This is a genomic window from Pseudomonas sp. C6002 (assembly GCF_013385805.1).
Lineage (GTDB): Bacteria > Pseudomonadota > Gammaproteobacteria > Pseudomonadales > Pseudomonadaceae > Aquipseudomonas.
In genome coordinates this window covers 50,790-65,697 of record NZ_JACAPH010000030.1, presented here as the reverse complement: position 1 = coordinate 65,697, position 14,908 = coordinate 50,790, and the positions used below count along the sequence as shown (strand labels likewise).

At 60.3% G+C, this 14,908-nt stretch carries 16 protein-coding genes; 12 read left to right on the top strand and 4 right to left on the bottom strand.

Annotation, left to right across the window (positions count from 1 at the left end):
• Positions 1–48: 48 nt before the first annotated feature.
• Positions 49–234: a hypothetical protein gene (locus tag HX817_RS20000; protein WP_177040934.1), complete on the bottom strand. Its 186-nt coding sequence runs from the start codon at positions 232–234 to the stop codon at positions 49–51.
• Between the two features lie 287 nt (positions 235–521).
• Here HX817_RS20000 and HX817_RS19995 point away from each other — a divergent pair, with 287 nt between their 5' ends.
• From HX817_RS19995 to HX817_RS19985, 3 genes are all read left to right on the top strand, one after another.
• Positions 522–1,580 (top strand): PA0069 family radical SAM protein, encoded by a 1,059-nt coding sequence (locus tag HX817_RS19995; RefSeq protein ID WP_087694555.1) that lies wholly within the window; start codon positions 522–524, stop codon positions 1,578–1,580.
• Between the two features lie 196 nt (positions 1,581–1,776).
• The gene (locus HX817_RS19990; RefSeq protein ID WP_003214859.1) at positions 1,777–2,508 is read left to right on the top strand and encodes a carbonic anhydrase; all 732 of its coding nucleotides are present in this window, start codon (positions 1,777–1,779) and stop codon (positions 2,506–2,508) included.
• A gap of 85 nt (positions 2,509–2,593) precedes the next feature.
• On the top strand, positions 2,594–4,141 hold the full coding sequence (locus HX817_RS19985; RefSeq protein ID WP_008439613.1) for a SulP family inorganic anion transporter: 1,548 nt from the start codon (positions 2,594–2,596) through the stop codon (positions 4,139–4,141).
• 129 nt (positions 4,142–4,270) lie between these two features.
• On the opposite strand, the gene HX817_RS19980 is transcribed toward HX817_RS19985, so the two are convergent.
• On the bottom strand, positions 4,271–4,918 hold the full coding sequence (locus HX817_RS19980) for a hypothetical protein (protein ID WP_003214855.1): 648 nt from the start codon (positions 4,916–4,918) through the stop codon (positions 4,271–4,273).
• Positions 4,919–5,286: 368 nt separating this feature from the next.
• On the opposite strand from HX817_RS19980, the gene coxB reads away from it, so the two are divergent.
• The 4 genes from coxB to HX817_RS19960 all read left to right on the top strand — a co-directional run bounded on the left by coxB (position 5,287) and on the right by HX817_RS19960 (position 9,678).
• A complete protein-coding gene (gene coxB, locus HX817_RS19975) occupies positions 5,287–6,414 on the top strand; it encodes a cytochrome c oxidase subunit II (protein WP_003214854.1) in 1,128 nt (375 codons plus the stop codon).
• 58 nt (positions 6,415–6,472) lie between these two features.
• Positions 6,473–8,062, top strand: a complete 1,590-nt coding sequence (gene ctaD / locus HX817_RS19970) for a cytochrome c oxidase subunit I (RefSeq protein ID WP_003214853.1) — start codon at positions 6,473–6,475, stop codon at positions 8,060–8,062.
• Positions 8,063–8,203: 141 nt separating this feature from the next.
• Positions 8,204–8,755, top strand: coding sequence for a cytochrome c oxidase assembly protein (locus HX817_RS19965; RefSeq protein ID WP_008439615.1), 552 nt, complete (start codon positions 8,204–8,206; stop codon positions 8,753–8,755).
• Between the two features lie 35 nt (positions 8,756–8,790).
• Positions 8,791–9,678 (top strand): cytochrome c oxidase subunit 3, encoded by an 888-nt coding sequence (locus tag HX817_RS19960; RefSeq protein WP_003214849.1) that lies wholly within the window; start codon positions 8,791–8,793, stop codon positions 9,676–9,678.
• A 6-nt stretch (positions 9,679–9,684) separates the two neighbouring features.
• Here the strand turns inward: HX817_RS19960 and HX817_RS19955 are convergent, their stop codons facing one another.
• Positions 9,685–9,888, bottom strand: coding sequence for a twin transmembrane helix small protein (locus tag HX817_RS19955; protein WP_010168612.1), 204 nt, complete (start codon positions 9,886–9,888; stop codon positions 9,685–9,687).
• An 84-nt stretch (positions 9,889–9,972) separates the two neighbouring features.
• Here HX817_RS19955 and HX817_RS19950 point away from each other — a divergent pair, with 84 nt between their 5' ends.
• The 5 genes from HX817_RS19950 to HX817_RS19930 are packed head-to-tail and all read left to right on the top strand — an operon-like array spanning position 9,973 to position 13,890.
• Positions 9,973–10,716 (top strand): SURF1 family protein, encoded by a 744-nt coding sequence (locus HX817_RS19950; protein ID WP_177040932.1) that lies wholly within the window; start codon positions 9,973–9,975, stop codon positions 10,714–10,716.
• Positions 10,682–11,281: a hypothetical protein gene (locus tag HX817_RS19945; protein ID WP_177035393.1), complete on the top strand. Its 600-nt coding sequence runs from the start codon at positions 10,682–10,684 to the stop codon at positions 11,279–11,281. Before HX817_RS19950 ends, HX817_RS19945 begins: the two co-directional genes overlap by 35 nt.
• A 10-nt stretch (positions 11,282–11,291) precedes the next feature.
• The gene (locus tag HX817_RS19940) at positions 11,292–12,371 is read left to right on the top strand and encodes a heme A synthase (RefSeq protein WP_177035394.1); all 1,080 of its coding nucleotides are present in this window, start codon (positions 11,292–11,294) and stop codon (positions 12,369–12,371) included.
• Positions 12,359–13,258 (top strand): heme o synthase, encoded by a 900-nt coding sequence (cyoE, locus tag HX817_RS19935; protein WP_003214839.1) that lies wholly within the window; start codon positions 12,359–12,361, stop codon positions 13,256–13,258. The genes HX817_RS19940 and cyoE overlap by 13 nt, the downstream gene beginning before the upstream one ends.
• Positions 13,255–13,890, top strand: coding sequence for an SCO family protein (locus HX817_RS19930; protein ID WP_008439627.1), 636 nt, complete (start codon positions 13,255–13,257; stop codon positions 13,888–13,890). Before cyoE ends, HX817_RS19930 begins: the two co-directional genes overlap by 4 nt.
• Before the next feature lie 212 nt (positions 13,891–14,102).
• On the opposite strand, the gene HX817_RS19925 is transcribed toward HX817_RS19930, so the two are convergent.
• Positions 14,103–14,876 carry a MetQ/NlpA family ABC transporter substrate-binding protein gene (locus tag HX817_RS19925; protein ID WP_003214835.1) on the bottom strand — a complete coding sequence of 258 codons (774 nt, stop codon included), beginning with the start codon at positions 14,874–14,876 and terminating at the stop codon, positions 14,103–14,105.
• Positions 14,877–14,908: the final 32 nt, after the last annotated feature.

The window sequence follows — 14,908 nt, the reverse complement described above, 5'->3', positions numbered from 1 at the left end:
TTGCCAGGTTTATAGTTTTATATATAAGCCTGGCAACTAGCCGATTAATTATCGAGGGGCGCAGGTTTTTACAAAGCTATTCGCCATGTTCAGGAAGATGGTCTTGTCCTGTTCATCGAAGTCGCCGTCGTTATCCAGGTCGGTGGTGGAGGAAGTGGTGTCGTAGTGCCCGTCCCTGTTGGAGGAAGAGGCATACATGGCGTAGGACAGTTTACCGTCGGTAAAGCGCTCCATTAATACTTCCGGGCTGTTATCTTTTTCAAAGTCTTCGCATTTAAAGCGTAGTTCATCCTGAGACATAAATATCCTGTAGGTGGTAATGAGTTAAGTTGTGATCATAGCGATGTGTTAATAACTTTATCCATGTCACATATGTCGCGATTTATTTCTTGTTTGGTTACATGTAGGAAGGTGTCATTCCGTTCGTGCGAAGGTCGATGCTAGACCGCGCCGCCCAGTGGTGCTGGTGAAAAGCGATCTTCTCGAATACTGTATATGGATACAGTTTATGAGGTCTGACTATGAATGTCCCTTTGCCGCCTCGCGGGCGCGGCACGGCCACCAACCTGCACAACCGTTTTGCGCCCACCGTCAGCGTGGCGGAAGACGACGGTTGGTATCAGGAAGTGCCACAGACCCAGGGCACCGAAGTCCGTATCGAAACCGCGAAAACCATCATTACCCGCAACAGCTCGCCGGATATCCCGTTTGACCGGGCGATCAACCCGTATCGCGGCTGCGAGCATGGTTGTATCTACTGCTATGCACGGCCCAGCCACGCGTATTGGGACCTGTCGCCGGGGCTGGACTTCGAAACCAAGCTGATCGCCAAGACCAACGCCGCCGAGGTGCTTGAGCAGCAACTGTCGAAACCGGGCTACACCTGCGCGCCGATCAACCTGGGCTCCAACACCGACCCGTACCAGCCCATCGAGCGCGAGTACAAGATCACCCGGCAAACCCTCGAAGTGCTGCTGCGCTACCGTCATCCGGTGACGATCATTACCAAGGGCTCGCTGATCCTGCGGGACCTCGACCTGCTGACCGAGTTGGCGCAGCAGCGGCTGGTGGCGGTGATGATCAGCCTCACCAGCCTGGACGATGAACTCAAGCGCATCCTCGAACCGCGCACGGCTGCACCCAAGGCCCGGCTGCGGGCGATCCGGGTGATGCGTGAGGCGGGGATCCCGGTGGGCGTGCTGTGTTCGCCGATGATCCCGATGATCAACGACAGCGAGCTGGAAAGCCTGCTGGCCGAAGCTCATGCCGCGGGGGCACAAAGCGCGGCGTACATGATGCTGCGTTTGCCTCTGGAGGTGGCGCCGCTGTTTGAGGAATGGCTGGCGGCCCATTACCCGCAGCGCGCGGCCCATGTGATGAGCCTGGTGCGGCAGGTGCGCGGCGGTGAGGTCTACGACAGCCGCTTCGGTGTACGCATGCGTGGCGAAGGGCCGTTTGCCGATTTGCTGGCGCAACGTTTCGCCAAGGCGATCAAACGATTGGGGCTCAACCGGCGGGAAGGGTTTAATCTGGATTGCACGGCGTTTTGTCCGCCGGGCAGACAGATGGCATTATTGTAAACTGCTGGATAAGCGTACTTTTCTGTAGGAATAGTCGCGTTTTGATATCACTGAAAGCCCCGATCTAGAGCGGCTCATTCAGTTTGAGTTAAGTTTCGGCGGGTACCTTGTTCATCGAGTGACTAATGAGTCGGCGCTTCAGTTTGGGCGTCGGCCGCACTGGAAAACTCCCCTGCTCCAACCAAGAGGATGAATTATGAGTGACAAGGATAAACAGCCGTTGGCTGCGTCGGCTTCAGCCCCTCACGAGGCGGAATCCGCCGATGCAGCGCTGCAGCACATCGTTGAAGGCTTTTTGCATTTCCATAACGAGATCTTCCCCCAGCAGGAAGAGCTCTTCAAAAAACTCGCCACGGCCCAGAGCCCGCGGGCGATGTTCATTACCTGCGCCGACTCGCGCATCGTTCCCGAGCTGATCACCCATAGCTCCCCTGGGGATTTGTTCGTGACCCGTAACGTCGGTAACGTCGTGCCGCCTTATGGGCAGATGAACGGCGGTGTTTCAACGGCTATCGAGTACGCGGTACTGGCCCTTGGTGTGCAGCACATCATCATTTGCGGCCACTCCGACTGCGGCGCCATGCGCGCGGTGCTCAACCCCCAAAGCCTGGAAAAAATGCCCACGGTAAAGGCCTGGCTGCGCCACGCCGAAGTCGCCAAGACCATGGTCCAGGACAACTGCGATTGCGCCAACGAACACGAAAGCATGCACGTGCTGACCGAAGAAAACGTGATCGCCCAACTGCAGCACCTGCGCACTCATCCCTCCGTGGCCTCGCGCATGGCCAACGGGCATTTGTTTATCCATGGCTGGGTCTACGACATCGAGACCAGCGAAATCAGGGCCTACGATGCGGATCAGGCAGCGTTCCTGCCCTTGAACGGTACCCAGCCGATTCCATCCGCGACGCCTAAAGCGCGCTTCTAAAACAATCCCCTGTCGGGTAACGCGATGGCTGCCATTCGAGCAGCCAGGCTTTGCCACGCCCGGCGAATGCCTCGGGAGAGTCATTATGCGTGCTGCTCAATTGAAAGCTGTGCTGCCACGGGAGCTGCTGGCTTCCGTGGTTGTGTTTCTGGTCGCCCTGCCGCTGTGCATGGGGATCGCCATCGCGTCCGGAATGCCTCCGGCCAAAGGCTTGATCACCGGGATCATCGGTGGCCTGGTGGTCGGTTGGCTGGCGGGGTCGCCGTTGCAAGTCAGCGGTCCGGCGGCAGGTTTGGCGGTGTTGGTGTTCGAACTGGTTCGCCAGCATGGCATGGCCATGCTCGGGCCGATCCTGTTGCTGGCGGGCTTCCTGCAATTGGTGGCCGGGCGTTTGCGCCTGGGCTGCTGGTTCCGCGTGACTGCGCCTGCAGTGGTGTACGGGATGCTGGCGGGGATCGGGGTGCTGATTGTCCTGTCGCAAGTACACGTGATGCTCGACGGTGTGCCAAAGCCCTCGGGGCTGGATAACCTTGCCGGCTTCCCTGCGGCACTGATCCAGGCGATCCCCACATTGGGCGGCGGGCTCGGCTGGCAGGCCGGTTTGCTCGGGCTGTCGACGATTATGGTGATGTGGTTGTGGGACAAATTTCGCCCGCAAAAGCTGCGCTTCGTCCCCGGCGCCCTGCTCGGCGTGGGTTTGGCGACAGTCACCAGCCTGGTGCTGGCGTTGCAGGTCAAGCGGGTGGAGGTGCCGGAAAACCTCGCGGATGCCATCGATTGGCTGCGCCCCAGCGACCTGTTGAACCTGGCGGATCCCAATCTGTTGATCGCCGCGTTCGCCGTCGCCTTTATCGCCAGCGCTGAAACGCTGCTTTCGGCGGCGGCAGTCGACCGTATGCACAGTGGCCAGCGTTCCGACTTCGACAAGGAATTGTCGGCACAAGGCGTGGGCAACATGCTGTGTGGCCTGGTCGGCGCCCTGCCGATGACCGGTGTGATCGTGCGCAGTTCGGCCAACGTCCAGGCCGGCGCTACCACGCGTTTGTCGGCAATGTTCCACGGCTTGTGGTTGCTGGCGTTCGTGCTGTTGCTGTCCAGTGTGCTGCAAAGCATTCCGGTGGCAAGCCTGGCGGGTGTGCTGGTGTACACCGGGATCAAGCTGGTGGACATGAAGGCGTTTCGTGGCCTGGCGCGCTACGGGCGAATGCCGATGTTTACCTACGCGGCGACGGCGCTGGCGATCATCTTTACCGACCTGCTGACGGGTGTGTTGGTGGGCTTCGGGTTGACGCTGGTGAAGCTGGCGTTCAAGGCCTCACGCTTGAAGATAAGCCTGATCGACCTGCCGCAGGAGGGCGAGATGGAGCTGCGATTGACGGGGGCCGGGACCTTTCTCAAAGTGCCTGCATTAACCCAGGTGCTGTCGACGGTACCCGCCGGGACCACCTTGCATGTGCCGCTCAGTAACCTGAGTTATATCGACCACTCCTGCCTTGAGCTATTGGAGGAATGGGGTCGGGCCAATGCGGCCAAGGGCTCGAAGCTGATGATCGAGGCGCGGGGGTTGAAGCGCAGGTTGGAAGGACGGGTAAGAACGACGACCGGAATAGGCTCGGCGCCGTCTGTTGGCTGACGAAACCGGATCAAAATGTGGGAGCGGGCTTGCTCGCGAAGGCGCAGTGTCAGTCACTGAATGTGTTTCTGATACACCGCTTTCGCGAGCAAGCCCGCTCCCACATTGGATCTTTGCAAGCCGGCAAATCTAAGCTGGCTGGTCCAGCTCAAGACCCACGCCCAACTGCCGCGACAGGCACGGCCAGCGTTTCCACGCCGCTTCCGTGTCCGGGCTCTTGAGCTTGTCGCGGTAGGCTTCGACCGACTCCAGCGCAAAACTCTCCTCGTTAAGCATCTCATCCACCGCGTGGTGCACCGCCTCATCCAGCTGATTGGCAAACGCCTCGCCGATCAATTGGTGGGCAATCACGTTCGCCACAGTGGTATCCAGCGGAATCAACGGCTGGCCGAAGTGCTTGATATACAGATCGTTGACCTCTTCCACCAGGCGATGCGCCAGGTAAGCCTCATCCAGCAAACCGTCCAGGCCTTCATGCCCGGCCAGGATCGCCGGCGGCTGCAGGAAGAAATGCTCGGCGATTTTCAGCACCGGTTTGATCTGGCTTTCAATACCGGCTTCGCGGGCGACATCGTTGGCCGCGTCCAGCAGATCGGGGACCTGGTCGATGTAGGCGCTTACAAAACGCGTCATCACGCCCTTGGCGTCGACGTCAGGCACGGAAATCGCCGGGTGCAGGTGCGGTAACTGAACTTCCAGCTGCTGAGCAAGCTGGCCAGTGCTGGATTCGTGTTGATGGGCACGGGAAATCTGCTCGCGCAATGCGGCGGTGTTCATGAAAGCTCCAGTGATGCAGGCGTAGGAAATAGGGAGAGCATAAGGTAGCTCGTTTATACGAGAGCCTAAGACGCATTTGTCATAATTATTTCATGGTTATGCGCTGGCGTTATATCAAATTGCCATCGTTCGTCGGATAACGCGCGCCACCGGTCCTGTTGTGTGGTCCGTTTCCTCATTTTCGTTCATTTGCCCGATCACATTGCGGGGTGGCGGTCGCTGTCTATACTCGATTTTGTACGCAATTAGCTGATGACGCCCGACTGCATGAGCAGGCAAGGCCTGGCGGTTGTAAGCAGTATGGAAGCCGCTCCCTTGGCCGCAGGTGCAAACCGGCGGGATAACAAGAATGATAAGGGGAACCCGCAATGACGCGACATCCACATGTTTGGATGGGCCTCCTGTTGTGGTCAGTATTCGGCCAGGCGCAAGCCGCCTGGACAACGAATATGGCGCCAGGGGCCACTGAAGTCAGTCACGCCGTGTTTGACCTGCACATGACCATTTTCTGGATTTGTGTGGCGATTGGCATCGTCGTGTTTGGCGCGATGTTCTGGTCGATGATCGTTCACCGGCGCTCCACGGGACAGGTGGCAGCCAAGTTCCACGAGAGTACGACGGTGGAGATTCTCTGGACCGTGGTGCCCTTGCTGATCCTGGTGGCGATGGCCATTCCGGCCACCAAGACGCTGATCAACATCTACGACAGCACTGAGTCGGATATCGATATCCAGGTCACCGGCTACCAGTGGAAGTGGCATTACAAATACCTGGGCCAGGATGTCGAGTTCTTCAGCAACCTGGCCACGCCCGCCGAGCAGATCCATAACCAGGCCGTCAAAGGCGAGCATTACCTGTTGGAAGTCGACCAGCCGCTGGTGCTGCCGGTGGGTGCCAAGGTGCGTTTCCTGGTGACCGCTGCGGACGTGATTCACTCCTGGTGGGTGCCGGCGTTTGCGGTGAAGCGTGATGCGATTCCCGGCTTCGTCAACGAGGCCTGGACCCGCATCGAAAAGCCCGGCATCTATCGCGGCCAGTGCGCCGAACTTTGCGGCAAGGACCACGGCTTCATGCCCATCGTGGTGGAGGTCAAATCCAAGGCCGACTACGACACCTGGCTCGGCGAGCGTAAGGAAGAGGCGGCCAAGCTCAAGGAGCTGACCTCCAAGGAATGGACCCTGGATGAGCTGGTGGCCCGTGGCGACAAGATCTACCACACCACCTGCGTCGCCTGTCACCAGGCCGAAGGCCAGGGCCTGCCGCCGATGTTCCCGGCGCTCAAGGGCTCGCCGATTGCCACCGGGCCCAAGGAAGACCACCTGCACCGCGTGTACTTCGGCAAGCCCGGCACCGCCATGGCGGCGTTCGGCAAGCAACTGTCGGAAGTCGATATCGCGGCGGTCGTGACCTATGAACGTAACGCCTGGGGCAACAACAAAGGCGACATGGTCACACCTAAAGACGTGCTGGCTCTGAAACAGGCGGAAAGCAAATGACTTCCTTCATTGCATATTCCCTGAACCGTCCCGCCCACTCGTTCGCAGGAGAAAGGCCATGAGCGCTGTGATCGATGACCACGGTCATGCCGGTGACCACGCTCACGGCCCCGCCAAGGGCCTGATGCGTTGGGTACTGACCACCAACCACAAAGACATCGGCACGATGTACCTGTGGTTCAGCTTCTGCATGTTCCTGCTTGGTGGCTCGTTTGCCATGGTGATCCGTGCCGAGCTGTTCCAGCCGGGTTTGCAGATCGTCGAGCCGGCGTTCTTCAATCAGATGACCACCATGCACGGGCTGGTGATGGTGTTCGGTGCGGTGATGCCAGCGTTTGTCGGCCTGGCCAACTGGATGATTCCGTTGATGATCGGCGCGCCCGACATGGCCCTGCCGCGCATGAACAACTTCAGTTTCTGGCTGTTGCCGGCGGCGTTCCTGATGCTGGTTTCCACCCTGTTCATGCCCGGCGGCGGGCCGAACTTCGGCTGGACCTTCTACGCCCCGCTCTCCACCACCTACGCGCCGGAAAGCGTGACGTTCTTCATCTTCGCCATCCACTTGATGGGCATCAGTTCGATCATGGGCGCGATCAACGTCATCGCCACCATCCTCAACCTGCGCGCTCCCGGCATGACGTTGATGAAAATGCCGCTGTTCGTCTGGACCTGGTTGATCACCGCGTTCCTGCTGATCGCGGTGATGCCGGTGCTGGCGGGCTGCGTGACCATGATGCTGATGGACATCCACTTCGGCACCAGCTTCTTCAGTGCCGCCGGTGGCGGTGACCCGGTGTTGTTCCAGCATGTGTTCTGGTTCTTCGGCCACCCCGAGGTGTACATCATGATCCTGCCGGCGTTCGGTGCCGTCAGCTCGATCATCCCGACCTTCTCGCGCAAGCCGCTGTTCGGCTACACCTCGATGGTGTACGCCACGGCGAGCATCGCATTCCTGTCGTTCATCGTGTGGGCGCACCACATGTTCGTGGTGGGCATCCCGCTGGTGGGCGAGCTGTTCTTCATGTACGCCACGCTGCTGATCGCGGTGCCCACGGGCGTGAAAGTGTTCAACTGGGTCAGCACCATGTGGCAAGGCTCGCTGACCTTCGAGACGCCGATGCTGTTCGCGGTGGCCTTCGTGATTCTGTTCACCATCGGCGGTTTCTCCGGGCTGATGCTGGCCATCGCCCCGGCGGATTTCCAGTACCACGACACCTACTTCGTGGTGGCGCACTTCCATTACGTACTGGTGCCTGGGGCGATCTTCGGGATCTTCGCCTCGGCCTACTACTGGCTGCCGAAATGGACCGGCCACATGTACGACGAAACCCTGGGCAAGCTGCACTTCTGGCTGTCGTTCGTGGGGATGAACATGGCGTTCTTCCCGATGCACTTCGTAGGGCTTGCCGGCATGCCGCGTCGGGTGCCGGACTACAACCTGCAGTTCGCCGACTTCAACATGGTCTCCTCCATCGGTGCCTTCACCTTTGGCGCGACGCAGATCTTCTTCCTGTTCATCGTCATCAAGTGCATCCGTGGCGGCCCGCCTGCGCCGGCCAAGCCGTGGGATGGCGCCGAAGGGCTGGAGTGGAGCATTCCTTCGCCCGCGCCGTACCACACCTTCACCACGCCACCGGAGGTCAAATGAACATCTCCCTATCCTGTGGGAGCTGGCTTGCCTGCGATGGCATCACTTCGGTGTACCTGAAAGACCGAGTTGCCAGCATCGCAGGCAAGCCAGCTCCCACAGAAAGGCCATTCGCAGAACATTCATTCGCAGGTGGCCGCCATGCTTGAGTCCGTGCCTATCAAGCGCCTGGTCACGCGCCTGCTGATCCTGGTGGTGGCGATGTTCGCCTTCGGGTTTGCCCTGGTGCCGATCTACGACGTGATGTGCAAGGCGTTCGGCATCAATGGCAAGACCGCCGGGCAGTACGAAGGCGAGCAGGTGGTGGACCCGACGCGGCAGGTGCGGGTGCAGTTCCTATCCACCAATGCCATCGATATGGTCTGGGAATTCCACTCCAAGGCCGACGAGGTGGTGGTCAATCCCGGCGCAGTCACCGAGATGCTGTTCGTGGCCTACAACCCCACCGACAAGCCGATGACCGCCCAGGCGGTGCCGAGCATTTCGCCGGCCGAGGCGGCGATGTACTTCCACAAGACCGAGTGTTTTTGCTTCACCCAGCAAGTGCTACAGCCAGGTCAGCGCATAGAGATGCCGGTGCGCTTCATTGTCGACCGCGACATGCCCAAGGATGTGAAGCATTTGACCCTGGCGTACACGCTGTTCGATATCACCGCGCGCCAACCGCCCGTGGCTGTCCATACCGGCGGCTAGGCGTTGCTTGCGGGCTCGATTAGGAGAACGAATACATGTCGACTCATGATACGTACTACGTACCAGCGCAAAGCAAATGGCCAATAATTGCTACGTTGGGGATGCTGATCACGGTGTTCGGATTGGCGACCTGGTTCAACGATTTGAAGGCCGCACGCCCGGAATCCCACGGCCCGCTGATCTTTTTCGTCGGTGGCTTGCTGCTGGCCTACATGATGTTTGGCTGGTTCGGCGCGGTGATCAAGGAAAGTCGCGCCGGTTTGTACAGTTCGCAGATGGACCGCTCCTTTCGCTGGGGCATGACCTGGTTCATCTTTTCCGAAGTGATGTTCTTCATCGCGTTTTTCGGTGCGCTGTTTTATGTGCGGCACATGTCGGCGCCGTGGCTGGCGGGCGAAGGCCACAAGGGCATCGCGCACATGCTGTGGCCGAACTTCGAATTTGCCTGGCCGCTGCTGAACAATCCTGACCCGAAAATGTTTCCGGCGCCCAAGGGCACCATCAGCCCGTGGGGCTTGCCGCTGATCAACACGATCTTGCTGGTCAGCTCCAGCGTGACCATCACTATCGCCCACCATGCCTTGCGCAAAGGCCATCGCGGCGCACTGAAGATCTGGCTGGCGATCACCGTGTTGCTGGGTTGGGCGTTTCTCGGGTTCCAGGCCGAGGAATACATCCATGCCTATAAGGAGTTGGGCCTGACCCTGGGTTCCGGCGTGTACGGCGCGACCTTCTTCATGCTCACCGGCTTCCACGGTGCCCACGTGACCATCGGCACGATCATTTTGTTTGTGATGCTGATGCGCATCCTGAAGGGGCATTTCAACAACGAACACCAGTTCGGGTTCGAGGCGGCCAGTTGGTATTGGCACTTTGTGGACGTGGTGTGGATCGGGCTGTTTTTCTTCGTTTACGTGCTTTGAGGTGTTTCACCAGGGCGCATGAGATACCAGCTGGCCGCTGAAGAAACCCCAGGTGATCAACCCCAGGGTGATCACGGCCAGCACCACACGCACGGTCAAGGCAGTGACGAGGCGGTTGGAGTTGCCCTCGTCCTTGACCAGGAAGAACAAGCCACTGAACAGGCTCACGACGGTAGCAATCAGCATCAGGGCAATGGCTGCTTTGAGCATGGTGGGCTCCGGGGCTCTTTTTTGGAGGGGGCGAGCAATGAGATTCAGTATAGCCAGCGCAGCACCGACCTCTGCGGCAATGCCATGAAACCCTTTCGCCCCGGTATTGCGCCGACGCTGGTGGTACTCGTGCTGCTGCCGTTACTGGTATTTCTCGGCTTTTGGCAGCTGTCTCGCGGTCACGAAAAACAGGCGCTGCTGGACACTTACGCCGAGCGCCGCGCTGCCGAGCCCATGAGCAGTACGCAACTGCAGGCCACCGAAGATCCGGCATTCCGTCGTGTGCATTTGCGCGGGCAGTTCGATGCCGAGCACAGCGTGTTGCTGGATAACCGCTTTCGCGACGGCAAGGTTGGTGTGGAGCTACTGCAACCTTTCCATGATCAGGCCAGCGGCCAGTGGCTGTTGCTCAATCGTGGCTGGCTGCCCTGGCCGGACCGCCGTGCACCGCCGGTTTTCACCACTCCCGAACAACTGTTGAATCTCGACGCCTGGGTCTATGTGGCGCCTGGCGAGACCTTCCAGTTGCATGCCGATCCGGCGGGCGCACAGTGGCCACGATTGTTGACCGCGCTGCATCCCGCAGCGCTGTGGACCGAGTTGGGCCGCAGCGGATTCGCCTATGAAGTGCGGGCTGAAGCGGGCCCTGGCACTTTCGAAACCAACTGGCCCGTGGTCGCCATGGGCCCGGAAAAACACCTGGGCTATGCCGTGCAGTGGTTCGCCATGGCGGTGGCGCTGTTCGGCCTTTACCTCTACCTCGGATGGCACAACACAAAAAAGGAGAAGCGCCATGGGAGCGGCCATGAATCCACTCAACATATCTGACGCGCCGGCAGCGCCCAATCGGCGCAAGGGCCGCTGGCAACTGATCCTGATCCTGCTGATGGTGGTCGGCCCGATGGTGCTCGCCACCTTTATGTACAAATTGCAGTTCTGGGTGCCGGACAGCCGCAGCTACCACGGCGAGATGATCGGCAATGGCCAGACCCGTGCCGACATTGGCGTGCAGGCTGACGAAGACCGCTGGCAACTGCTGGTCACCGCGCCCACCGCTTGCGCCGCCGACTGCCAGCAACTGGTGTACCTCGCACGCCAACTCCAGATCGGCCTGGGCCGTGATGCCTCCCGCGCCAGCCACGCCCTGGCCAGTGCGCAGCCGGTCAGCACCGCGTATGACGCCAAACTCAAGGCCGAATACCCGCAACTGCAACGCTATTCCCTGGACCTGTCGACCTTCAACAAAGACGCCGCCGCCCAAGGCAGCGGCGATGCCCAGCTGTGGATCGTCGACCCCCACGGCAACCTGGTGCTGCGCTACGACGCCCGGGTCAAGGGCAAGGACCTGCTCAACGACCTGCGCCTGCTGCTGAAACTGTCGAACATCGGATAAGGACACCGTCATGGCCAAACCTGGATTTCGCCTCGCGCTGTTTGCCACCCTGCTGGCCCTGATCGTGGTGCTGCTGGGCGCCTATACCCGCCTCACCCACGCGGGTCTCGGTTGCCCGGACTGGCCGGGTTGCTATGGCTTTATCAGCGTGCCGAAAAGCGAAGCCCAGCTGGCCCATGCCGAACTGCATTACCCGGACACTCCGGTCGAGGCGGACAAGGGCTGGAACGAGATGACCCACCGTTACTTCGCCGGCACCCTCGGGCTGTTGATCGTGCTGCTGGCGGCGCGCGCCTGGACCCATCGGCATCATCCGGGCCAGCCGTTGAAGCTGCCGTTGTTCCTGTTGGCGGTGGTGTTCGCCCAGGCGGCGTTTGGCATGTGGACGGTGACGCTGAAGCTCTGGCCGCAAGTGGTCACCGGGCATTTATTGGGCGGGTTTGCGACGTTGAGCCTGCTGTTCTTACTGACGCTGCGATTGTCCGGCGTATTGCCGGCGCTGATCGTGCCCAGGCGTTTGCAGTATTGGGCGACGGCCGGGCTGGTGCTGGTGATCGGCCAGATCGCGCTGGGTGGATGGGTCAGCTCCAACTACGCAGCCGTGGCGTGTATCGACCTGCCGACCTGTCACGGGCAATGGTGGCCGGCGGCGGATTTCGCCAATGGCTTTCACCTCACCCAGCATATCGGCCCCAATTACCTCGGCGGGCAACTGGACAGTGATGCGCGCACGGCGATTCACCTCACCCACCGGATTGGCGCGCTGCTGGTCACTGTCGTGTTGCTGGGCCTGGCCTGGCAGCTCAAGGTGGTCGGCATGACCCGCCTGGCGGGCCTGTTGCTGATCGCCCTGACGGCGCAACTCTGCCTGGGCCTGAGTAACGTGTACTTCCACCTGCCGCTGCCGGTTGCGGTCGCGCATAACGCCGGCGGCGCGGCGTTGCTGCTGACGCTGGTGCTGGTCAATTACCACGCCCGCACCAGCCTGGTTCGGGTGCGACATCAGTTGCCGTTCGGCTGGCGCTTCAGCCCGCGTAAACACGTGTCGGGCCTCATAACCATTAAAGGAGAGATGCCATGGCGACCTTGATCAGCGAGCGTCACAGCCAGGCGATCTGGCGTGACTATCTGGAGCTGACCAAGCCAAAAGTGGTGGTGCTGATGCTCATCACCTCGCTGGTGGGCATGTTCCTCGCCACCCGCGCCGGGGTACCGTGGCCGGTGCTGATTTTCGGCAACCTGGGGATCGCGCTGTGTGCCGGCGGCGCGGCGGCGGTCAACCATGTGGTGGACCGGCGCATTGATGCGCTGATGGCGCGTACCCATAAGCGCCCGCTGGCGGAAGGGCGCGTATCGCCTGTGGCGGCGCTTGTTTTTGCGATGGTGCTGGCGGTGGCCGGGCTGGCGCTGTTGCTGGCGTTTACCAATCCGCTGGCCGCCTGGCTGACCCTGGCCTCGCTGTTGGGTTATGCGGTGATCTACACCGGCTTTCTCAAGCGTGCGACGCCGCAGAACATCGTTATCGGCGGCCTCGCCGGCGCCGCGCCGCCGTTGCTGGGTTGGGTTGCCGTCACTGGCCACGTCAGCGCCGAGCCGTTGCTGCTGGTGCTGATCATCTTCGCCTGGACCCCGCCGCACTTCTGGGCCCTGGCGATTCACCGCAAGGAGGAATACGCCAAGGCCGACATCCCGATGCTGCCCGTGACCCACGGCGAGCACTACACCAAGGTGCATATCCTGCTCTACACCTTCGCCTTGCTGGCGGTCAGCCTGATGCCCTATGTCATCCACATGAGCGGCATGCTGTACCTGGTGTGCGCACTGGTTCTGGGCGGGCGCTTTCTGCAATGGGCCTGGGTGCTGTACCGTGGCAGTCGGCCGCACGCGGCGATCAACACCTTCAAGTACTCTATCGGGTACCTGTTCATGCTGTTTATCGCCCTGCTCGTAGATCATTACCTATTGTTGAACCTATGACTCGAACTCAAAAAACTGTCTTCATTCTGGTGGCCATTGTCGCGTTGATCATGGGCCTGACCGTCAACAAAGTCCTGAGTGGCAAAGGCCAGGGCGACCCGACGGCCTTGATCGATGCCGGCATCATCCTGCTGCCGCAAAGCCGTCAGTTGCCACCGGTGACCATGACCAACCAGGACGGCCAGCCGGTGGTGGTCAACGAGCTGAAAGGCAAGTGGAGCGTGCTGTTCTTCGGCTACACCTTCTGCCCGGATATCTGCCCGACCACCCTCGCCCAACTGCGCCAGATCAAGAGCGAGCTGCCCAAGGACGTTGTGGATAAGTTGCAAGTGATTTTGGTCAGCGTTGACCCGAACCGCGATACACCGGCGCAACTCAAGCAGTACCTGGGCTACTTCGATCCACAGTTCGAGGGCCTGACCGGTGCGAGTGTGGACGATGTGCAGAAGGTTTCGAATGCGGTGAGCATTCCGTTTATTCCGGCAGACACCAGCAAGCCCAACTACACCGTCGACCACAGCGGCAACCTCGCGCTGATCGGGCCGGATGGAACGCAACGCGGGTTTATCCGGGCGCCGTTGAACAACCAGAAGCTGGTGGCGCAGTTCCCGGGGTTGTTGCAGCGTAAATAAGCCTGCCGACCATTTTCTGAGCGACACAAATCAAATGTGGGAGCGGGCTTGCTCGCGAAGGCGGTGTGTCAGTCAACAGATGTATCGACTGAACCACCGCCTTCGCGAGCAAGCCCGCTCCCACATTGGTTTGGATCGTTCCCACGCTCTGCGTGGGAATGCCGCACTGGACGCTCTGCGTCCGCTTTTTCGATCGGGGTTTCGGCCTTGGATCAGAACGCCGGCAGGATCGCGCCTTTGTACTTCTCAAGAATGAACGCTTTCACTTCCGGGGTGTGCAGGGCTGCTACCAGCTTCTTCACCGCGTCCGAATCCTTGTTGTCTTCGCGGGTCACCAGGATGTTCACGTAAGGCGAGTCGTTGCCTTCAATCACCAGTGCGTCCTTGGACGGGTCCAGCTTGGCTTCCAGGGCGTAGTTGGTGTTGATCAGCGCCAGGTCGACTTGGGTCAGCACGCGCGGCAGGGTGGCGGCTTCCAGTTCGCGGAATTTCAGACCTTTCGGGTTTTCAGTGATGTCCTTGATGGTCGACAGGATGTTGGTCGGGTCCTTCAGGGTGATCAGGTTGTGCTTGGCCAGCAGCAACAGCGCACGGCCGCCGTTGGTGGCGTCGTTCGGGATCACGACGTTGGCGCCGCTTGGCAGGTCTTCCAGCTTCTTGTACTTGCTGGAGTAGGCGCCCAGAGGCTCCAGGTGCACAGCGCCAACGCTCACCAGATGAGTGCCCTTGGCTTTGTTGAACTCATCCAGGTACGGCTGGTGCTGGAAGAAGTTGGCGTCCAGGCGCTTTTCGGCTACCTGTACGTTTGGCTGAACGTAGTCGGTGAAGACTTTGACCTGCAGGTCCACGCCTTCCTTGGCCAGAGCCGGCTTCACGAATTCGAGGATTTCAGCGTGCGGCACCGGGGACGCGGCCACGGTGAGGGTTTCGGCGGCGTGGGCGGAGAACGCGGCAACGGCGGCGAAAGCAACCAGTAGTTTTTTCATTCAACAAGCTCCTTGTTCGGGAATTGGCCGGC